The 22046-nt window shown below is 60.6% G+C and carries 17 protein-coding genes; all 17 read left to right on the top strand.

The annotated features are described in order from the left end of the window. The 17 genes from nuoL (at window position 1) to rseP (ending at window position 21967) form a co-directional block, all read left to right on the top strand. Window positions 1-2112, top strand: coding sequence for an NADH-quinone oxidoreductase subunit L (gene nuoL / locus AC3YMN_RS10145; RefSeq protein WP_489889932.1), 2112 nt, complete (start codon window positions 1-3; stop codon window positions 2110-2112). Next, complete coding sequence (locus AC3YMN_RS10140; RefSeq protein ID WP_127753050.1) at window positions 2112-3620, top strand: NADH-quinone oxidoreductase subunit M; 1509 nt, start codon at window positions 2112-2114, stop codon at window positions 3618-3620. Before nuoL ends, AC3YMN_RS10140 begins: the two co-directional genes overlap by 1 nt. A 12-nt stretch (window positions 3621-3632) precedes the next feature. Then, the gene (nuoN, locus tag AC3YMN_RS10135) at window positions 3633-5078 is read left to right on the top strand and encodes an NADH-quinone oxidoreductase subunit NuoN (RefSeq protein ID WP_127753051.1); all 1446 of its coding nucleotides are present in this window, start codon (window positions 3633-3635) and stop codon (window positions 5076-5078) included. Further along, entirely contained in the window at window positions 5079-5915 is an 837-nt protein-coding gene (locus AC3YMN_RS10130) for a biotin--[acetyl-CoA-carboxylase] ligase (protein ID WP_127753052.1), read from the top strand. A 73-nt stretch (window positions 5916-5988) separates the two neighbouring features. Further along, a complete protein-coding gene (locus tag AC3YMN_RS10125) occupies window positions 5989-7662 on the top strand; it encodes a ribonuclease J (RefSeq protein ID WP_127753053.1) in 1674 nt (557 codons plus the stop codon). 96 nt (window positions 7663-7758) lie between these two features. Further along, window positions 7759-8007, top strand: a complete 249-nt coding sequence (locus AC3YMN_RS10120) for a DUF1467 family protein (protein ID WP_172123310.1) — start codon at window positions 7759-7761, stop codon at window positions 8005-8007. A gap of 397 nt (window positions 8008-8404) precedes the next feature. Beyond that, window positions 8405-9754 (top strand): proline--tRNA ligase, encoded by a 1350-nt coding sequence (gene proS, locus AC3YMN_RS10115; protein ID WP_172123311.1) that lies wholly within the window; start codon window positions 8405-8407, stop codon window positions 9752-9754. Between the two features lie 59 nt (window positions 9755-9813). Further along, window positions 9814-11118, top strand: a complete 1305-nt coding sequence (locus tag AC3YMN_RS10110) for an ABC transporter permease (RefSeq protein WP_489890192.1) — start codon at window positions 9814-9816, stop codon at window positions 11116-11118. Beyond that, complete coding sequence (locus AC3YMN_RS10105; protein WP_172123312.1) at window positions 11111-11797, top strand: ABC transporter ATP-binding protein; 687 nt, start codon at window positions 11111-11113, stop codon at window positions 11795-11797. The genes AC3YMN_RS10110 and AC3YMN_RS10105 overlap by 8 nt, the downstream gene beginning before the upstream one ends. A gap of 445 nt (window positions 11798-12242) precedes the next feature. After that, window positions 12243-15698, top strand: coding sequence for a DNA polymerase III subunit alpha (gene dnaE / locus AC3YMN_RS10100; RefSeq protein WP_489889931.1), 3456 nt, complete (start codon window positions 12243-12245; stop codon window positions 15696-15698). 208 nt (window positions 15699-15906) lie between these two features. Next, window positions 15907-16677, top strand: a complete 771-nt coding sequence (rpsB, locus tag AC3YMN_RS10095) for a 30S ribosomal protein S2 (protein ID WP_127753058.1) — start codon at window positions 15907-15909, stop codon at window positions 16675-16677. Window positions 16678-16748: 71 nt separating this feature from the next. Continuing rightward, window positions 16749-17693: a translation elongation factor Ts gene (tsf, locus tag AC3YMN_RS10090; RefSeq protein WP_127753059.1), complete on the top strand. Its 945-nt coding sequence runs from the start codon at window positions 16749-16751 to the stop codon at window positions 17691-17693. A gap of 160 nt (window positions 17694-17853) precedes the next feature. After that, the gene (gene pyrH / locus AC3YMN_RS10085) at window positions 17854-18570 is read left to right on the top strand and encodes a UMP kinase (RefSeq protein WP_127753060.1); all 717 of its coding nucleotides are present in this window, start codon (window positions 17854-17856) and stop codon (window positions 18568-18570) included. An 18-nt stretch (window positions 18571-18588) separates the two neighbouring features. Further along, window positions 18589-19146 carry a ribosome recycling factor gene (gene frr, locus AC3YMN_RS10080; protein WP_127753061.1) on the top strand — a complete coding sequence of 186 codons (558 nt, stop codon included), beginning with the start codon at window positions 18589-18591 and terminating at the stop codon, window positions 19144-19146. Window positions 19147-19175: 29 nt separating this feature from the next. Continuing rightward, on the top strand, window positions 19176-19937 hold the full coding sequence (gene uppS, locus AC3YMN_RS10075) for an undecaprenyl pyrophosphate synthase (RefSeq protein WP_489889930.1): 762 nt from the start codon (window positions 19176-19178) through the stop codon (window positions 19935-19937). Continuing rightward, window positions 19934-20794 carry a phosphatidate cytidylyltransferase gene (locus tag AC3YMN_RS10070; protein ID WP_127753063.1) on the top strand — a complete coding sequence of 287 codons (861 nt, stop codon included), beginning with the start codon at window positions 19934-19936 and terminating at the stop codon, window positions 20792-20794. The genes uppS and AC3YMN_RS10070 overlap by 4 nt, the downstream gene beginning before the upstream one ends. A gap of 36 nt (window positions 20795-20830) precedes the next feature. Further along, window positions 20831-21967, top strand: coding sequence for an RIP metalloprotease RseP (gene rseP, locus AC3YMN_RS10065; RefSeq protein WP_489889929.1), 1137 nt, complete (start codon window positions 20831-20833; stop codon window positions 21965-21967). Window positions 21968-22046: the final 79 nt, after the last annotated feature.

Here is a 22046-nt window from a genome sequence, read left to right as displayed (position 1 = left end):
ATGATCCAAGCGATTGTTTTCCTGCCCCTCGCGGGCGCCCTCATTGCCGGCCTGCTGGGCCGTATTATCGGCCATCGGCCGAGCGAATTCATCACCACCGGCTTGCTGATCATTGCCGCAGTGCTGAGCTGGATCGTCTTCCTGCCCATCGCCTTTGGCGGCGGGCTGGTTGGAGCCGAGATTGCCGAAGGCAGCCACGCCGCGGTGCTCAAGGTCGACCTGATGCGCTGGATTCAGGTCGGCAGCATGAACATGCACTGGACGCTGCGCGTCGACACGCTCACGGCTATCATGTTGGTGGTCGTCACCACCGTTTCCAGCCTCGTGCACGTTTATTCGATTGGTTACATGGCCGAGGATCCGCATCGCTCGCGCTTCTTCGCCTATCTGTCGCTCTTTACCTTCGCCATGCTGATGCTGGTGACCGCCGACAACTTCCTCCAGATGTTCTTCGGTTGGGAAGGCGTGGGCCTCGCCTCCTATCTGCTGATCGGCTTCTGGTACACCCGTCCGTCGGCCAATGCTGCCGCCATGAAGGCTTTCATCGTCAACCGCGTAGGCGACTTTGGCTTCATGCTCGGCATCTTTGGCGCCTTCATGGTGCTCGGCCATCTCGACTTTGACAGCGCGTTCCATGCTGCCCCAGAGGCAGCCGAAGCGAGCATGCGGTTCCTGAACTGGGACCTGCATGCGATGACGGTGATCTGCCTGTTGTTGTTCATGGGTGCCATGGGCAAGTCGGCGCAGTTCCTGCTACACACCTGGCTGCCCGACGCCATGGAAGGCCCAACGCCCGTGTCTGCGCTGATCCATGCCGCGACCATGGTGACGGCCGGCGTGTTCATGGTTGCACGGCTGTCGCCGCTATTCGAAACCTCGCCGACGGCACTGACCTTCATCATCGTCATCGGCGCGATCACCGCGTTCTTTGCCGCGACGGTCGGTCTGGTGCAGAACGACATCAAGCGCGTGATCGCTTATTCCACCTGTTCGCAGCTGGGCTACATGTTCGTGGCGCTGGGGACTGGGGCTTATACGGCCGGCGTGTTCCACCTCTTCACGCACGCCTTCTTCAAGGCATTGCTGTTCCTGGGTGCGGGCGCCGTGATCCACGCCATGCATCACGAGCAGGACATGCGCAACATGGGTGGCCTCGCCAAGAAGATCCCGATCACCTATGCCATGATGCTGATCGGCACCCTGGCGCTGACGGGTGTGGGTATTCCGGGCACCGAGTTCATCGGCTTTGCCGGGTTCTTCTCCAAGGACTCCATCATCGAGGCGGCTTACGCCTATGGCGGCAATGTGGGCTCGATGGCCTTCTGGCTGCTGGTGATCGCGGCCGTGTTCACGAGCTTTTACTCGTGGCGCCTCATTCACCTGACCTTCCACGGCTCGCCCCGCGATGCCCAGCATGCGCTGACGGCTCATCCCGAGCCAGAGCATAGCGACCCCGAAACCCATCATGAGCCGGCGACGGCCAGCGATGCGCATGCTGCCCATGACGATCATGCTCATGGTCATCACGGCAGTGCTTATGACAACGCCCACGAGGCGCCCAATGTCATGCTGGTGCCGCTATATGTGCTCGCAGTTGGCGCAGTGTTCTCGGGTGCGGTGTTCTACGGCATGTTCTTCCATGACGTGGGCCATATCGAACACTTCTTCGCCGGCTCGGTCGTTATTGAGCCTGAGATCATCGAGGCTGCGCACCATGTGCCATTGTGGGTGAAGTGGTCAGCCACTTTCGCGATGATCATTGGGTTTGTGACGGCCTGGTATATGTATATCCGCTCGCCTGAAACCCCACGCCGGCTCGCTGAGACCAATCCTGGCCTCTACAAGTTCCTGCTCAACAAGTGGTACTTCGACGAGCTCTACAACACGATCTTCGTGCGTCCTGCCTTGTGGATCGGCCGCGCGCTTTGGCATGGCTTTGATGACTGGTTGATCGATGCCAAGCTGACCGAAGGTGTTGGACGGCGGGTCAACAACGTCACCTCATGGGTCGTCAAGCTCCAGTCCGGCTATCTCTACCACTACGCCTTTGTGATGCTGATCGGCATTGCGGCGCTTTTGACCTGGGCCATTGCGGCCGGGGGACTGATCTGATGACCTTCGCCAACACTATCCTGACGATCCTGACTTTCCTGCCGCTTTTTGGCGCAGTGGCGATCCTCTTCATGCCCAGGACGGCGTTCGACGCGATCCGCTGGACCGCATTGGCGACCACGGTGGTGACCTTCGTGCTGTCGCTGTGGATGTGGTCGATGTTCGACCCGGCAAATCCCGGTTTCCAGTTCGTCGTCGACCGCCCTTGGATTGGCGATAATATCGGTTACCGCGTAGGCGTGGACGGCATCTCGGTGCTGTTTGTGGTGCTCTCGGCATTGTTGATGCCGTTCTGCATCCTGGCCAGCTGGGAGTCGATTTCCTTCCGGGTGAAGGAATATATGAGCATCTTCCTCGTGCTCGAGATGCTGATGATCGGCGTTTTCACCACGCTCGATCTGGCCATGTTCTATGTGTTCTTCGAAGGCACCTTGCTGCCGATGTTCCTGATCATCGGCATTTGGGGCGGCAAGCGCCGGATCCAGGCCAGCTACAAGTTCTTCTTTTACACCTTTGTCGGCTCGGTGCTGATGCTGCTGGCCATGATGGCCATGTATTGGAGTGCCGGCACCACCAATATCGCGCGCCTGTTGACCCATGATTTCCCCATCGAGATGCAGCCCTGGCTGTGGTGGGCGTTCTTCGCTTCGCTCGCGGTCAAGATGCCGATGTGGCCGTTTCACCGCTGGCTGCCCGAAGCGCACGTCGAAGCGCCGACCGCTGGCTCGGTGATCCTTGCGGCAATCCTGCTCAAGCTGGGTGGCTACGGCTTCCTGCGCTTCTCGCTGCCCATGTTCCCCGATGCTTCGGCACAGTTTGCCAATGTCATCTTCGTGCTGTCGGTGGCGGCGATCATCATCACTTCGCTGATCGCCCTCGTGCAGCAGGACATCAAGAAGCTGATCGCCTATTCGTCTGTGGCCCATATGGGCTTTGTGACGATGGGTATTTTTGCCGGCAACCAGTTCGGCATCCAGGGTGGCATCTTCCAGATGCTCTCGCACGGCGTGGTCTCGGGTGCCTTGTTCCTGTCGGTTGGCGTCATTTATGACCGGCTGCATACGCGCGACATTGCCGCTTATGGTGGGCTGGTTACGCCCATGCCGCGCTATGCCGTGGCGTTCATGGTCTTCACCATGGCCAATGTCGGCCTTCCCGGCACGTCCGGCTTTGTCGGCGAGTTTCTGACCATGATGGGTGCTTTCCAGGTCAATACCTGGGTGGCGTTCTTCGCGGCCTTCGGCATTATCCTGTCGGCTTGCTACGCGCTGTGGCTGTATCGACGTGTGATCTTTGGCGCCTTCACCAAGGAAACGCTGCGGGGTATGCTCGACCTCAACCTGCGCGAAAAACTGACGCTTTACCCATTGATCGCGCTGATCATCTTCTTCGGCTTCTATCCGGCACCCATTCTCGATACTACCGCGGCCGCGGTCGACAATCTGGTTGCCCACTATTCCGCCTCGATCGGCGCTGCTGCGCCGGCCGAAGTGGCTGTTGCCCACTAGGAGGGGAACCCCGTGAACTCAGACGTCATCGATTTCGCGAGCCTGGCTCCCGCTTATCCTGAGATGCTGATGGCAGTCGGCGTAATTGTGCTGCTGCTTGTCGGTGTCATCCTCAACAAAGAACGTTCTTCACTGGTCAGCATGCTGGGCGTTGTATTGCTGGTGGCAACGGCGGCGCTCGTCGTGTTCCAGCCTGCTGAAGGCGTGCTGTTCAATGGCGTCTTCATCCAGGACGGTTTTGCCCGATTCATGAAGGCACTGGTGCTGGTTGGTTCGGCATTCGCGCTGATGATGTCGTGGCCGCACGCTGACGAGAACGGCACGCACAAGTTCGAGTATTCCATTCTGATCCTGCTCGCCACTTTGGGCATGATGGTGATGGTGTCGGCCAACGATTTGATGAGCCTGTATATTGGCATCGAGTTGCAGTCGCTGGCGGTTTATGTGCTCGCTGCGATCAAGCGCGACGATAGCCGCGCCACCGAGGCGGGCATCAAGTACTTCGTGCTGGGTGCCCTCTCCTCGGGCATGCTGCTCTACGGCGCCTCGCTGATCTATGGCTTCACCGGCCAAACCAATCTGCAGGGTATTGTTGCCGCGATCGCCAACGAAGGTCGCTCGATCGGGCTGATCTTCGGCCTGGTGTTCCTGCTCGCGGGCGTCGCGTTCAAGATGTCTGCCGTGCCGTTCCATATGTGGACGCCAGACGTTTATGAAGGTGCGCCGACCCCGGTTACCGCCTTCATGGCCGGTGCGCCCAAGGTCGCCGCCATGGCGCTGATGGTTCGCTTGGTGATGGACAGCTTTGAGCCCATCACCCGCGACTGGCAGCAGATCGTGATCTTCTTGTCGATTGCCTCCATGGTGCTGGCATCCTTTGCCGCCATTGGCCAGAAGTCGCTGAAGCGCCTGATGGCCTATTCATCCATTGGCCATGTCGGCTTTGCGCTTGTGGGGCTTTCCTCCGGCACGCAGGTTGGGGTGGAAGGCGTCGCGATCTACATGGCAATCTATTTGGCCATGACTGTAGGGCTGTTCGCTTGCCTGTTGTCGCTGCGCACCGAAGCCGGTTACGTCGAAAACATCGATGACCTTGCCGGTGCGGCACAGTCTCGGCCCTTTGTGGCGGCCATTTTTGCGATCCTGATGTTCTCGCTGATCGGCCTACCACCGTTGGCCGGGTTCTTCGCCAAGTGGTATGTGTTCCTTGCGGCCATCGAGGCGCAGCTCTTCGTGCTGGCCGTGATCGGCGTGCTGGCTTCAGCCGTGAGCGCCTATTATTACCTGCGCGTGATCAAGACCATGTATTTCGACGAACCGACGCGCCAGTTTGTAGCGGCGCCGCGTGAGCTGACCGTGATCATGGCGGCAAGCGGTTTCCTTGTCGTGACTTACTACTTCACGCTGGGCAATTCGCTTGCCTCTGCCGCTAATGCTGCGGCTGGAAGCTTGTTCTAGGTGACGTCGTTCGTTCTTGGTGGCTCCGCGCGGGCGGCAGGGTATCGCCTGCGCGGATTTGACTCGATCGGCTCAACCAATACTGAGGCGCTCGCCGCCGCGGGGGCGGGCGATCCCGGTGGGTTATGGTTCGCTGCCCGTCAGCAAACAGCAGGCAGGGGGCGCCGTGGACGGCATTGGGAGTCCCCGGCTGGTAATCTGGCCGCCACGCTCTTGATCGTGCCCGAAGCCGACCCCACTTTGGCTGCAACACTCGGCTTCGTAGCCGGGGTGGCAATGAACCGCGCACTTGCTCAATTGCTGCCGGCCGGCAGATTGCGGATCGGCCTCGATGGTGCCGATGGCACTGCAAGTGGTGCGCCCGCGCGGATAGCACTGAAATGGCCCAATGACGTGCTGGCCGATGGTGCTAAGCTCGCCGGCATTTTGCTGGAGGGTCGTAAGGCGCCCGACGGGCGGCAGGCGGTCGTGATCGGCTTCGGCGTCAATGTGGTTGCCGCGCCGACCGGGCTGCCTTATCCCGCCACGAGCCTGCTGGAACTTGGCGCGCCCGAGTCGGCTGAGCGGGTCTTTGCGGCCTTGAGCGATTCGTGGGTTGAAGCGTTCAGGCTGTGGGATGACGGCCGCGGCGTTGAAGCAATCCTTGAGGAGTGGCGTTCCGCCGCTGCCGGGATTGGGGCTCCGGTGGCAATAAATCAGAACGGAGAGGTCCTGCGGGGCGTTTTCGAAACCATCGATGGCAGCGGACGCCTGATTGTGCGCGCGCCTGACGATCGTCGCATCGCCATCACGGCTGGCGACGTACACTTTGGGGCAACGGCCAGCGCCCAGAGCTGACCGCAAATATATGCGTTGACGACCGGTGGCCAAAGTTCGCCGCGCGCCGCGCCAAGAAAGGACTGAATAGCCCATGGCTCAAAACCAAAGGGACGAACTCGTTTTTGTGCCGCTCGGCGGCGTCGGCGAAATCGGGATGAATATGGGCGCCTATGGCTTTGGCCCTGAGCGCTCACGCAAGTGGATCGTTGTTGATTGCGGCGTCAGCTTCGGCGGTCCCGATCTGCCGGGGATCGAGCTGATCATGGCCAATCCCGAATTTCTCGAAGAACGCGCTGATGACGTGCTTGGACTGATCCTGACGCACAGCCACGAAGATCACTACGGCGCTGTGCTGGATCTGTGGCCGGGTTTTGAAAAGCCGGTTTACTGCACGCCCTTTACTGCCGCTATGCTGGCCGCCAAGCGGGCAGGGGATGGCATTGTAGAAAATGTCGATGTCACCATCATGCAGCCGGGCAAGCCGTTCAATGTCGGCCCGTTCACCATAGAGGCCATCAACGTCGCGCACTCGATCCCGGAAAGCAATGCGCTGCTGATCTCGACTCCCATCGGTCGCGTGCTGCACACGGGTGACTGGAAGCTCGACCCTACGCCGGTGATCAACAAGCCGACCGATTTTGCCCGCCTGCAGGCTATTGGCGAGGATACCTCGACGCCGCTTGCTTTGGTCTGCGATTCGACCAACGCAATGAAGGAGGGCGAAAGCCCGAGCGAAGCCGAGGTCGCGATCAACCTCGAAGCGCTGATCGCCAATGCACCAAATCGCGTCGCGGTCACGACTTTTGCGTCCAATGTCGGCCGGGTTGTTTCAATCGTACGCGCCGCTGAAAAGGCGGGGCGTCAGGTCGTGCTGTCGGGTCGTTCGCTGCACCGGATCATGGGCATTGCCCGCGAGCTGGGCATGCTCGAAGGTCTGCCGCCCTTGCTGGACCAGGATGCTTATCGTGGCCTGCCGCGCGACAAGGTCGTTTTGATCTGCACCGGCTCGCAGGGCGAAGCGCGCGCGGCCATTGCTCGCATTGCCCGGGGCGAGCACCCGGTCATTGAGCTTAATGCGGGCGATCGCATGATCTTCTCGTCCTGGGCCATTCCCGGCAACGAGCGCGAAGTGATCGATATCCAGAACCTCCTCATCGACAAGGGCGTGGAGCTGATCACGCAGAACAATGGCCTGGTCCATGTGACGGGCCATCCTCGCCGTGGCGAGCTGCAAAAGCTATATTCCTGGGTCAAGCCCGAGGTGCTGGTGCCAGTGCATGGCGAGGCGGCGCATCTGCAGGCGCATGCCAAGCTTGGTCGGGAGTCAGGTATTCCCAATGTGATCGATGCGCGCAATGGCGACATGGTGCGCTTGTTCCCCGAGCCGCTGGCCTTTCCGGCCGAAGTGCGCACCGGCGAGCTTTATCTCGACGGTCTGGTGCTGTGCACGCCTGAGGAATCCGGCGTCAAGGGTCGGCGCCGCCTGTCCTTTGGCGGCCATGTGGTGGTCAGCCTCTGCGTCAGCAGCAATGGCCAGATCGTTTCGGGTCCTGACCTGGTTGTTGAAGGTTTGCCCGAGACCGAGGACGAATCCCTGACCGATCTGGTCGAGGACACGATTGCCGGCGTGTTGAAAAGCATGCCCCCCAAGCGGCGCAGCGATGCCGAAGTGCTCAACTCGGCGATATTCAAGGCGATCCGCAACGAGGTGAACCTTTATTGGGGCCGCAAGCCCAATGTGTCGGTGTTCGTGCACCGGGTATGATCGTCCGAACTGAAGCTTGAGGGCGGCATTCTGCCCCCTCGACTTTAGTACCGGCCGCGCGCATGTCTCGTTGGCCAACAGGAAAGAAGCATTGCCATGCCGATCGGCTCGATCCTCGCTGTCTTCTTTGTCGTCTGGTGGCTCTGCTTTGTCGCAGTGCTGCCCATCGGCACACAAAGCCAGCATGAGATTGGCAATGTGACGCCTGGCACCGAGCCAGGTGCGCCGGCAGTGCCGCGCTTGTTGCGCAAGGTAATCGTGGCGACCCTCCTTGCTGCAGTGGTAACGCCCTTGCTGCTCTGGGGTGTCAACAACGGTATCTTGCACGACTACTGGAACCGCTGAGTGCGCCGGTTCGATCGAGGGACATTAATACTGAATGGTGATGAGATGAGCCGATGACCGGAACTGGCGCCGGCAAGCAGTTCCACCACCCTAGTCTTGCGGGTAGCGCGATTAGGAGACTGAATCAAAAAAGCAGGGCACATGGCCCTGCTTGTTTGAGTTTGACGACATACGCTGGTCTTAGGCTCGCTCGAAAGCGGCTGCCAACGCTCCTCCCTGACGCTGCCGACGTCTAGCGGTGTGAACCGCCTTTGCTTTATTGACAGGGAACCTAACAAGTTGTTGTAGGACTGTCACGCAGATTCTGCATGCCTTCTATGCTTGAATTGAATGGACGCGCGGCCCTTCAATAGGCATCAAGCAAGCCCTTGCCTCGCTTTAATGTTTCGGAGTCGCTATGCGCCTGTCTCGCTATTTCCTGCCAGTGCTCCGTGACGTTCCCAAGGAAGCCGAGATCGTCTCGCATCGTTTGATGCTGCGCGCCGGCATGATCCGCCAGCAGGCTTCGGGCCTCTATAGCTGGTTGCCCTTTGGCTACAAGGCACTGATGAAGGTGCAGCGCATCATCGAAGAGGAGCAGAACCGCTCCGGCGCCGTGGAGCTGCTAATGCCCACGATCCAGTCCGCCGATCTGTGGCGGGAATCCGGCCGCTATGATGCTTACGGCAAGGAAATGCTACGCATCCAGGACCGGCATGAGCGCGAATTCCTGTATGGCCCCACCAACGAGGAGATGATCACCGACATCTTCCGGGCCTATGTGAAGTCCTACAAGGATCTGCCGCTCAACCTCTACCACATTCAGTGGAAGTTCCGCGACGAGGTGCGCCCGCGCTTCGGCACCATGCGTTCGCGCGAATTCCTGATGAAGGACGCTTATAGCTTCGACCTGACCAAGGAAGACGCCGTACGGGCTTACCAGCGCATGTTCGTCGCCTATCTGCGCACCTATGCCCGGATGGGGCTCACCGCAATTCCGATGCGCGCCGATACCGGCCCGATTGGCGGCGATCTCAGCCATGAGTTCATCATCCTGGCCGAAACCGGCGAAAGCCAGGTGTTCTGCCACCGCGACCTGCTGGACAAGCCGATTCCGGCCAAGGACACCGACTTCCGCGGCGACCTCAACCCCATCGTCGACGACTGGACTTCGCTCTACGCTGCCACCGAGGAGATGGTGGACATGGGCGATTACGAGGCCCAGGTGCCCGAGGACAAGCGCATTTCCGCGCGTGGCATCGAGGTCGGCCATATTTTCTACTTCGGCACCAAGTATTCCGAGCCAATGAAGGCGAGCGTCACCGGACCCGACGGCAAGGAAACCATCGTGCATATGGGTTCGTATGGCATTGGCCTGACCCGTCTGCTGCCCGCGATCATTGAAGCCAGCCATGACGATGCCGGCATCATCTGGCCCGTCAGCGTCGCGCCCTTCGAGGCCGTGCTGATCAACCTCAAGGCCGGCGATGCGGCATGCGATGCAGCCTGCGACGCCCTTTATGGCGAGTTGCAGGCAGCGGGTCTCGACATGCTCTATGACGATCGCGATCAGCCAGCGGGCGGTAAGTTTGCTACCGCCGATCTGGTCGGCATTCCTTACCAGATCATCCTTGGGCCCCGCGGGCTTAAATCGGGTGAGGCCGAGATCAAGCATCGCAAGACCGGCGAGCGCGAGACGCTGCCTATCGCCGCCGCCGTCGAGCGGCTCCGCTCGCTGATTGAACCGCAAAGAAAGACTGACATTTGACCGATCAGGTCCAGCCCGCCGTGAGCGCCGGCACGCGCCCGTTCTCCCGCTTCGAATGGATGATTGCCGGCCGCTATCTTCGCGCCCGCCGCAAGGAAGCATTCATCTCCGTGATCGCCAGCCTGACCATGGTTGGCGTCGCCATCGGCGTTGCGACGCTGATCGTGGTCATGTCGGTGATGAACGGCTTTCGCGAGGAACTGCTGACCAAGATCCTGGGGCTGAATGGCCACTTCACGGCTTTCCCGATCGAGCGTGAGTTCACCGACTACAAATCTGCCATCGCGGATCTTGAAGAGGTCGAAGGGGTGAACTTCGCGGTTTACTTCGTGGAAGGGCAGGTGCTGGCATCCGGGCGCGGCAATTCCACCGGGGTCAGCGTTCGCGGCATGGACCTGGAGAACATCCAGAAGCTGGACCTGTTGTATCAGGCCGCCGAGCAAGGCGGCTGGGATGGCTGGGATGAGGGCCGTGGCGTTGCCATTGGCTACCGCCTGGCCCAAACGCTTGGCTTGTCGTTGGGAGACCAGGTAACCATCATCAATCCGGATGGGGCGATGACGCCATTTGGCAGCACGCCCCAGATCCGCTCCTACCCGGTGAGCGTCATCTTTGATCTGGGCATGATCGAGTTCGACTCGCTGTTCATGTATATGCCGCTGGAGCCCGCGCAGGATTACTTCAAGCTCGTAGACGAGGTGCTCAAGCCCGGACAGCCCCCGCTCGGACCCATGGCCACTGATGCGGAAATCGATGCCGCCTTTGAGCGGGTGCCGCGCGTAACGGCCGCCGAGATCTTCATCGATAATCCCGATGACGTCACGCTGATGCGCGAGCGGCTTTCTGATCCGGACCGTCGTCCATTGGTATTGACCGACTGGCAGCAGCGCAACGAGACCTTTTTCTCGGCCCTTCAGGTCGAACGCGTGGTGATGTTCACCATCCTCTCGATGATCATCGTGGTTGCGGCCTTCAACATTATCTCGAGCCTGATCATGCTGGTGAAGGACAAGAGCGCCGATATCGCGGTGCTGCGCACCATGGGCGCGACGCGGGGCGCCATCATGCGGGTCTTTTCCATCACAGGCACGACGATCGGGGTGATCGGAACGGTGGTCGGAACCGTTCTGGGGCTTATCATTGCTGCCAATGCCGAGCCGCTGCGAGCGTTTATTTCCAATACGCTCGGAGTGGCGATTTTCCCACCTGAGGTGTTCTTTCTGTCGTCCTTGCCGTCCAAGACCGATCCGCTGGAAGTCACCATCGTGGTAAGCCTTGCGCTCGCGCTGAGCTTCTTGGCCACCCTTTATCCCGCTTGGCGGGCAGCCCAATACGATCCGGTAGAGGCGCTTCGCTATGAGTAGACCGCACCTCGTCCTGACCGATGTTCACCGCCATTATGGCCAGGGCGACGCGACTGTTCGCGTGCTCGAAGCCGCCAATCTGACGGTGGAGAGCGGCGAGCTGGTTGCCCTCGTCGCGCCCTCGGGTGCGGGTAAATCCACATTGCTGCACTTGTCCGGGCTGCTGGAGTCGCCGCAAAGCGGCGAGGTGGAGATCACCGGCATCCGCACCAGCAAGCTTGGTGATCGTGGCCGCACGCAATTGCGGCGATCGACAGTTGGCTATGTCTACCAGTTCCATCATCTGCTGCCCGAGTTTACGGCGCTGGAGAATGTCTCCATGCCCCAGCTGATCGCGGGCAAGACGAGCGCGGAGGCACAGGCCCGCTCGATGGAACTGCTCGACTTGCTTGGCGTAAAGCCACGGGCGACCCATCGGCCGGCCGAACTCTCGGGCGGCGAACAGCAGCGCATCGCGATTGCCCGAGCCGCAGCCAACCACCCCAAGGTCATCCTTGCCGATGAGCCGACGGGCAATCTCGATCCGGACACCAGCGATCTGGTGTTCGAAGCGTTGCGCTCCCTCATCCGCAACGAAGGCGCCGCGGCCTTGATCGCCACCCACAATCATGACCTTGCTCGCAGGGCCGACCGCATTGTCACCTTGCGTGGCGGTCTGGTCGTCGAACACACGCTTTAGCCTCGGCCGCCGACGCTTGATGCTCCTTCTCCTCGGCCAGGCCGGGGAGGGGGCGTTTGCCTTCTGAACCTCTGCCATTTGGCGGCCGCCTGAATGGTTACGCGCAGCTTCTTCTCCCGCCTTAACAACCGGCGGGGACCTCGCTCGCCCGTTCATCCCTTAACGATCAGCTAACCAATCAGCGGCAATCCACGCTGTTCACGGAGTTCAATCTCGACAAGAACAAAACAAGAACATACAAGGAGGGCATTCAACGGAGACACCGACATGATCACCTTCATCAAGGATTTGGCCGCGTTCGTCACTCTCGGCGCCTTCACCATTGGCTCGCTCACCTGGATGGATATCGTCAGCCGACTCGTGTGAGGCTTGTTGTGGGCAACGGCACCGCAATGGGTTCCGCCGCTGCCCGCAGGCTGTCACAAAGACGGCCTAGGAGACGAGCATGAGCGGCCCCGGTTTCATTCACCTTCACGTCCATTCTGCCTTTTCGCTGCTGGAAGGCGCGCTGCAGCTTGAGACCATTCTCAAGCTGGCCAAGGAGGACCACCAGCCCGCATTGGGGATTGCTGATACCAGCAATCTGTTCGGCGCCCTGGAATTCTCCGAGAAGGCCAGCAAGAAGGGCATTCAGCCCCTGATCGGGGTGGAGCTCCCATTCGATTTCGCAGCGGCCGAAGAGCGCGTGAGCGAACGCGGCCATGTGGCTTGGGCCGGCAAATCCAGCGTTGTGCTGATGGCCACCAGCGAAACTGGCTATGCCAATCTGTCGCGACTGGTGTCGCGTGCCTACCTGGAAGGGGAGGGCGGCAATGCCAGCGCGCGCCTCGACTGGCTCAGCCCCGAAGGGCTCGAAGGGGTGATCTGCCTATCAGGCGGGCCCGAAGGAGCCATCGACATGCCCTTCGCCATGGGCCAGGACAACAATGCGCTCGCTCGACTAGATCGACTTTCCAACCTATTCGGTGATCGCTTCTATATCGAGCTGCAGCGCCATGGCAGGGCGGTGGAGGCGTCGGTCGAGCCGCGACTCATCGATTATGCCTACCGCCATGGCATACCACTGGTTGCAACCAACGAGCCCTTCTTCAAATCGGCCAAGGAGTACGAGGCCCATGACGCGCTGCTGGCGATTGCCGGCGGCACGGTGCTGGCGCAAACAGAGCGCCGCAAGCTCAACGACCAATATTATTTCAAGACCCGCGCCGAAATGGCGGAGCTGTTTTCCGATCTGCCCGAAGCACTCGATTCGACCATCGAGATCGCTCGCCGGGTCGCCTATCGGCCGCGCACGCGTGGGCCCATCCTGCCAAAATTTGCCGCCGGTTCGCACGCCACCGAAGACGAAGTTGTGGCAGCGGAAGCGGCGGAGTTGCGCCGCATCGCCGTTGAGGGGCTGGACAAGCGCATTGCGACTACCGGCATTGCCCCTGGCAAGAGCGAAACCGAATATCGCGAGCGGCTCGATTTCGAGCTCAGCATCATCGAGAAGATGAAGTTCCCCGGCTACTTCCTGATCGTGGCCGATTTTATCCAATGGTCGAAAGCCCACGACATCCCCGTCGGCCCAGGCCGCGGCTCGGGCGCCGGTTCCTTGGTTGCCTATGCCACCACCATTACCGATCTCGATCCGCTTCGCTACAATCTGCTGTTTGAACGCTTCCTCAATCCGGAACGCGTTTCCATGCCCGACTTCGATATCGATTTCTGCCAGGATCGGCGCGAAGAGGTCATCGACTACGTGCAGCGCAAGTATGGCGCCAGCCAAGTCGCTCAGATCATTACCTTCGGTACGCTCCAGGCCCGCGCCGTGCTGCGCGATGTCGGTCGCGTGCTGCAGATGCCCTATGGCCAGGTGGACCGCATCTGCAAGCTCGTGCCAGCTAATCCGGCCGACCCGTGGTCCATCGAGCGCACCATGAATGAGGTGCCGCAGTTCAAGCAGATGGCGGAGGACGACGAGACGGTTGGCCAACTCGTCGAGATCGCCAAGTCGCTTGAAGGTCTGTTCCGCCATGCCTCGACCCACGCCGCCGGCATCGTGATCGGGGATCGGCCGCTGCAAGAACTGCTGCCGCTTTACCGCGATCCGCGCTCGGCGATGCCGGTGACGCAATACAACCTCAAATGGGTTGAACCGGCGGGTTTGGTGAAGTTCGACTTCCTGGGTCTCAAGACCCTGACCACGATCCGTTATGCCGTGGACATGGTCAAGAAGCGCGGGGTCGAGCTCGACATCGACGCCATCCCGATCGACGACAAGGCGACCTATAAGCTTTATTCCCGCGGCGACACCTACGGCATCTTCCAGTTTGAATCGCCCGGCATGCGCCGCGCCTTGATGGACCTCAAGCCCGACCGCATTGAAGACCTGATCGCGATGAACGCGCTTTATCGGCCCGGTCCGATGGACAATATTCCGAGCTTCATCGACCGCAAGCACGGCCGCGAGGAGGTCGAATACCCCCATCCCAAGCTCAGCGAAGTGCTCGACGAAACCTATGGCATCATCGTCTACCAGGAGCAGGTGATGCAGATCGCCCAGCTCTTGTCGGGTTATTCGCTGGGCGAAGCTGACATGCTGCGCCGGGCCATGGGCAAGAAGATCAAGGCGGAGATGGATAACCAGCGCATCCGCTTCCGCGAAGGCTCGGGCCCGCAGGGCGTCAGCGAAGCGCTCGCCGATCAGATCTTTGATCTGTTGGCCAAGTTCGCCAATTACGGCTTCAACAAGAGCCACGCCGCCGCTTACGCCTGGGTGTCCTACCAGACGGCTTACCTAAAGGAGCATTATCCGCACGAGTTCTATGCCGCCTCCATGACCCTCGACATGGCGCAGACCGACAAGCTGTCCGACTTCCGCCGCGAGGCGGGCAAGAAGCGCATAGAAGTCGTGGCACCTTGCGTGAACAAGTCGGAAGTGGTCTTCGCGGTGAAGGACGATCGCATCCATTATGGTCTGTCCGCCGTTAAAGGCGTCGGCAGGGCCATGGCCGAGCATATTGTGGAAGTTCGCGGCGACCAGCCCTTCAAGGACCTGGGCGACTTTGCCCGACGGGTCGACCCGCGGGTGCTCAACAAGCGCACGCTGGAAACGCTGGTCAATGCCGGCGCCTTCGATGAATTGGTGCCGCGCCGCGAAGTTGCCTTCGCCGCCATGGATGCTGTGATCGGCACCGCCCAGGCGCTGGCGAGTGAGCGCAATGAAGGGCAGTGGAACATGTTCGATTCTGCGGGCCCCGAACCGTTCCGACTGCCCACGGGGATCCCGGCGTGGAACTCCACCGAGCGCGCCGACCGTGAACTATCCGCGATCGGGTTTCACCTTTCGGCTCATCCGCTGGACGCCTATTCGGACCTCTTCGAAAAGCTTCGTGTGCAGCGCTGGAGCGATTTCGAGCGTGCAGTCAAGGATGGGGCGTCGGCGGGACGCCTCGCGGGTACTATCGCGAGCCGCCAGGATCGCCGAACCCGCAAGGGCACGCCGATGATGATCCTGACCCTGTCGGACCAGACCGGCACCTTTGAGTGCATCGCTTTTTCCGAACAGATCAACGAGTTTGGCGGCGTGCTGCAGCCCGGCAAATCCGTGATCCTGCAGGTCGGCGCCGACGAGCGAGCCGACGGTGTAAGCCTCAGGTTGTTGTCCGCCGAGGCGATCGAAGGGGTTGCGGAAAAAGTGGATCGGCGCCTCACCGTCTTCGCTGACGACGCGAGATGCCTCGGGCCAATCAGCGCCCAGCTCAAGCGGGGCGGGGAAGGCTCGGTCAACTTTGTCGTCGTCCGCGGTGGGGGCGAACGCGAATACGAGATCGAACTGCCAGGGGGCTACCGCCTCAACACCGAGATCGCCATTGGCATCAAGGCGCTCGAGGGGGTCGCGGATGTAAGGCTGCATTAGGCCCGAGCCATGGTGCCGCATGGGGCCCACGGCACAGACTGGTGCTTGCCTTTGCGGCTATCCTCCCCTATATCCGCGCATGTGTCTGGCTGCGGCCAGCGCGATTTCACACACGAGGCCGGCTTTCCTCTGGAAGGCCATCCGGTGGCGGGGCAACCCGCCGCAAGATCTCGTGGCGGCATCAACCGGTAAACAAGGAGCAGCCATCATGGCTTTGCCCGATTTCTCCATGCGTCAATTGCTCGAAGCAGGCGTCCACTTCGGCCACCAGAAGCACCGCTGGAACCCCAAGATGGAGCGCTTCATCTTTGGTGTTCGCAACGACATCCACATTCTCGACCTGAGCCAGACTGTTCCGGCTCTCAGCCGCGCCCTGCAGCTGATAAGCGACACCGTTGCTGACGGCGGCCGTGTTCTGTTCGTGGGCACCAAGCGTCAGGCCGCCCCGCTGGTCGCCGATGCGGCCAAGCAGTCGGCGCAGTACTACGTCAACTCGCGTTGGCTCGGTGGTACCCTGACCAACTGGCAGACCATTTCGAACTCGATCTCGCGTCTGCGCGAACTTGAGGCGATGAGCGAAGACGAGCTTGCGCTGCGCACCAAGAAAGAGCGCCTGATGATGAGCCGCGAAAAGGAGCGCCTGGAGCGTGACCTTGGCGGCATCAAGGACATGGGCAATGTTCCGAGCCTGTTGTTCGTCATCGACACCAACAAGGAAGCGAACGCCATCAAGGAAGCTCGCCGCCTGGGCATCCCGGTGATCGCTATCGTCGACACCAACAGTGATCCCGACACCGTCGATTTCCCGATTCCGGGCAATGACGACGCCAGCCGTGCGCTGGAGCTTTATGTGTCGCTCGTGTCCAAGGCTGCGATCGACGGCATCGGCCGCTCTTCAAGCGCTCTGGGTGCAGATCTTGGTGCAGCCGACCAGGCTCCGGCCGAAGATCTCCCCGAAGAGACCGCCGCCGCCAACTGATCCAGCGCGCTGGATTTCATCTTGAACCAAAGAACGCGGCCTCCCAGTGAGGCCGCCAAAGGGTGAACCCTATGGAAATCACTGCAGGCATGGTCAAGCAGCTCCGCGAGGCGACTGGCGTGGGCATGATGGACTGTAAAAAGGCATTGGCCGAGACCAATGGCGACATGGAAGCCGCGATCGATTGGCTGCGCACGCGCGGCCTCGCCAAGGCTGCCAAGAAGGCTGATCGGGTCGCCGCTGAAGGTCTCGTCGGCGTCGCCACCAGCGGCAACAAGGCCGCTGTGGTCGAAGTCAATTCCGAGACCGACTTTGTGGCTCGCAACGAGCAGTTCCAGAACATCGTTGGCAATATCGCCAAGCTCGCACTCGATGCGGACGGCGACGTGGTCAAGCTCGGCGAAATGCCGTTCCCCGGCTCGGGGCATTCGGTTTCGGCTGAACTGACCGAAGCGATCTCCAAGATCGGCGAGAACATGAATCTGCGCCGCACGGAAACCCTGGCGGTCTCCGATGGCGTGGTGGAAAGCTATGTGCACTCCGCCGTCAAGCCTGGCATGGGCAAGATCGGCATTCTGGTTGGCCTTGAGTCCACCGGTGACAAGGCTGCCTTGGCAACGCTGGGCAAGCAGCTCGCCATGCATATTGCCGCCACCAACCCGCTCTCGATCTCGCCCGACGACCTTGATCAGGATGTCGTGGCGCGCGAGCGCACGATTTTTGCCGAGCAGGCCCGCGAAAGCGGCAAGCCAGCCGAGATCATCGAGAAGATGGTCGAAGGCCGCGTGCGCAAGTATTACGAGGAAGTCACGCTGCTGGCGCAGACCTTCGTGATCGACGGCGAAACCAAGGTTGGCGATGCGATCAAGAACGCGGAAAAGGCTGTCGGCGCGCCGATCAAGCTGACCAAGTTCATCCGCTACGCTTTGGGTGAAGGCATCGAGAAGGTCGAGTCCGACTTCGCTGCCGAAGTTGCCGCTACCGCTGGCATCAAGAACGAGCAGCCTGCTCAGTAATAACCGGGCGAAGGCGGGCCCTCGTAGGGGCCTGCCTCCGTTCTTTCGCGTATGCCGACACGCTCAAATCCGCATCACGCCCGCTTCCCCGCCGCTCACAGCTGTGCAATAGGGTAGCAGGCTGCTTCGGCTCCCTTGTTTTTTGCAGAAGGAATTGCCGATGACCGGCTACAAACGCATTTTGCTCAAGGTCTCGGGCGAAGTGTTAGCTGGCGATCAGTCCTTCGGCATCGAGCCTGAATTTCTCCATTCCGTGGCCAGCCAGATTGCCGATGCCGCCAAGGGCGGGACGGAGATCGCCATTGTCATTGGCGCCGGTAACATCTTCCGTGGCATGGCCGTGGCTGCCGATGGGACGGATCGCGTCACCGCTGACCTGATGGGCATGCTCGGCACGGTGATCAATTCCCTCGCGCTCTCCAATGCCATTTCCCGCCAGGGCGTGAAGTCAAAGGTGTTTTCGGCCCTCACCATGCCATCGGTCGCCGATAACTTCACCGCACGCGCCGCCAAGGCTGCTTTGGATGAGGGTTATGTGGTGGTCTGCGCCGGTGGCACCGGCAATCCGTTCTTTACCACGGACACCGCTGCTGCGCTCAAGGCGATCGAGCTTGATTGCGACGTGCTGCTCAAGGGTACCAAGGTTGATGGGGTTTATTCCGAGGACCCCAAGAAGAATCCCCTGGCCACGCGCTATGAAAGCGTGAGCTATGACGAAGTGATCAGCCGCAACCTCAAAGTCATGGACACCGCCGCCTTCGCGCTTGCGCGTGACAATGCATTGCCAATAATCGTTTATGCGCTGGACGACCAGGAAGGTCTGTCCGGCGTTCTAGCTGGCACGGCTCGCAGTACACGAGTCGGTAAAGCTAAATAGCCTATAAGGACGCACATCATGGCCACTTACTCCCTCAGTGATCTCAAGAACCGGATGCAGAAGTCCATCACGTCCCTGCGTGAGGAACTTGCCGGATTGCGCACGGGTCGCGCTAGCGCCAGTTTGTTGGAGCCGGTGTCGGTGGAAGCCTATGGCTCGCGGATGCCGCTGAACCAGGTTGCCACCGTGACCGTGCCCGAGCCCCGCATGCTGAGCGTCCAGGTCTGGGATCGCTCGATGGCTAACGCCGTCGAGAAGGCTATCCGGGACAGCGGCCTGGGCCTGAACCCCATCGGGGAAGGCCAGGTGATCCGCGTTCCGCTACCAGAGCTCAATGAAGAGCGTCGGCGCGAGCTGACCAAGGTTGCCCACAATTATGCCGAACAGGCCCGCGTGGCCGTGCGTCACATCCGTCGTGATGGCATGGACATTCTCAAGAAGGCCGAAAAGGACGGTGACATGAGCCAGGACGATGCTCGCACGCAATCCGACCTGGTGCAGAAGGCTACCGATGCCGCCGTGGCGGAGATCGATGCCGTCGTCGCGACCAAAGAACAGGAAATCATGCAGGTCTGACGGTCTTGCACTGCGCCGGGAGGGCGTAGATGTCCAGCGAACCCGCTATCACCGCCGAACTCGCGCCTCGAACGCGCCTGCGCATCCCTGTGCATCTCGGCGTCATCATGGATGGCAATGGCCGTTGGGCCAAGGCGCGTGGCAAGCTGCGCACCGAGGGGCATATCGAAGGCGTCAAGTCGCTGCGCAACCTGGTTGAGCTGTGCATCAACTATGGCGTGCCGCACCTGACGGTGTTCAGCTTTTCGTCCGAGAACTGGACCCGCCCCAAGGAAGAAGTCGCCTTTATCTTCAACCTGCTCCGGCGCTTCGTTGCCTCTGACTTGCAGCGCCTGATCCGCAACAATGTGCAGGTACGCATCATTGGCGACCGGGCAGGGCTGGAGCCATCGCTGGTTCGGTTGATTGACGATGCCGAAGCCAAGACGCGCGACAACACTGGCCTCGTCCTGATTGTGGCGTTCAACTATGGCGGCAAGGCAGAGATCGCCAATGCGACGCGCCGGATCGCCAGGGAAGTCGCCGCGGGACGCTTGTCGCCGGAGGACATTACCGAGGAAACCATTGCCGGTGCACTTTACACCGCCGGCATTCCGGACCCTGACTTGATCATCCGCACCAGCGGCGAGCAGCGCATTTCCAACTTCCTGTTGTGGCAGGCCGCCTACTCGGAGTTCGTCTTTGTGGACGAATACTGGCCCGACTTTGGGGAAGAGAGTTTCCTGAAAGTTCTCCAAACTTTCTCGCTGCGCGATCGGCGTTTCGGTGGGATCGGATCTGCTGGGCCATGACTATGCCGGACGCCCCTTTGGGACAGCCTTCGCCGCCGCGCCGTCGGGTCTGGGCTGATCTGGGGCCCCGCATTGGGTCTGCCGTGGTGTTGATCGCCTTGACGGCATCTGCCCTTTACATCGGGGGCGCCTTCTTTGCCCTTGTTGTTAGCCTTGTGTTTGCCGGAGCTTATCGCGAATGGGAAACCATGGTTTCCCGGGCGCCGCTGACGCCTTTCGGCTGGATGCTCATTGCGGCTGTGGCATTGTCGGGTCTGGTTTATCCCTTCGCTGGAATTTCGGCGTCGATTGCTATCATTGCCCTTGCCTGCGTGCTTGCCTTGCTGGCCCGAGGTGAGGGCATGTGGTGGCGAGTTGCAGGGCTGGTGCTGTTTGGCGCCGTCATCATTGCCGCCCAGGCACTCAGGGGGACGAGTTTCTCTGGTGTCTGGGCTGGCCTTTACCTCGGCACCGTTGTGTGGATGACCGATTCCGCCGCCTTTTTCACCGGTCGCCAGATCGGTGGCGAGAAGCTTGCGCCCGATATTTCGCCGTCCAAGACCTGGTCCGGCGCTCTGGGCGGCCTGGCACTCGGCACAACAGCCGGGCTCGTGGTCTGGATTTTGGTCTCGGACTCACCATGGTGGATCGGCCTGCTGCTATCAGCCGCAATCAGCGTTCTTGGGCAATTGGGCGATCTGTGCGAAAGCGCCGTCAAGCGGCACTTCCGGGTAAAGGACAGCGGCGACATTATTCCCGGGCACGGGGGCTTGATGGATCGCCTGGACAGCCTGACATTGAGTGTGCTGCTGGTTGTTGCGATTGGCGCAATGCATGCGGGTTGGGGCGCGGTAGCCGAAGGGCTCCTCTACTGGTAGGTTGAACCAGACGCCGCCGCCGGAACAAGGTATTCAATGCTCGATTTTGTGGCCTGGCCGTTGTCCTATGTGATTCCGTTTTTGGTCGTTCTGACCGTGATCGTGTTCGTTCATGAGATGGGCCACTACCTGGTCGCGCGCTGGAATGGTGTGGCCGTGGATGCATTTTCCATCGGCTTTGGCCCGGAGCTGATCGGCTGGAACGACCGGGCGGGGACGCGCTGGCGGATCTCGGCCATTCCGTTGGGCGGCTATGTGAAGTTCACCGGCGACATGAATGTTGCAAGCGTTCCGGATCCGGAGGCCCTCGCACAGGTTGACCCGGCGCTGGCGCCTCATTTATTTCAGAACAAGAATGTTTGGCAACGCATTGCCGTGGTCGCTGCGGGGCCGATCGCCAATATACTGCTGACCTTCCTGATCCTTTATGCCCTGCTGCTGGGCTATGGACGCTATACCATTCCGCCAGTGATCACCGAGGTGATTGCCGGGTCGGTCGCCGAGTCGGCAGGACTGCAGGCTGGCGATGTGATCACCAGTGTTGATGGCTATGCCGTGCGCGGTTTCGAGGATTTCCAACGCTTCGTCGCCACCAGCCCCGAGCGCCAGGTGACCCTCGAGATCGAACGCAACGGCGCGCCGCAAAGCCTTGTCCTCGTTCCCGAGGCCGTGGATGTGCAGGACCGCTTCGGCAACAACCAGCGCATCGGCCGCATCGGCGTCAGCCGTGATGTCGAGCAAACCGAGGTGACGCTTTACCGGCCCGGTCCGGTGGAAGCGATCGGGATGACCTTTGAGGAAATCCGCTTCATCATCCAGCGCACGGGCGCGTTCCTGGGGGACTTCTTTGTCGGGCGGGGCGATGTCGAGCAACTCGGCGGACCCGTAAAAGTCGCCAAGGTTTCGGGGGAGGTGGCCACACTCGGCATCATCCCTCTGATTAACCTTATGGCGCTACTGTCGCTGAACATCGGCGTCTTCAACCTGCTGCCGATTCCCATGCTCGATGGTGGACACCTGTTATATTACCTCGTTGAGGCAGTGCGGGGACGACCACTAAGCATTAAAGTTCAGGAAATAGGCTTCCGATTCGGCTTCGCATTGGTGGTGGCGTTAATGGTCTTCACGCTGTTTAACGATACGCTCTTCGCCTATTTGCGGACGCTGGGTTAATGCTTCTTAACCTTGGTTCTCAAGGTGTTGCACGAATACAAGGCATCCAAGCATTTGCTAACCGCGTCGCGGCTTTAGC

The sequence above is a fragment of the Devosia sp. Z11_6 genome, from assembly GCF_058133665.1.
Note: the sequence above shows the minus strand (reverse complement) of the source record. Positions and strands in the feature narration are given on the sequence as shown.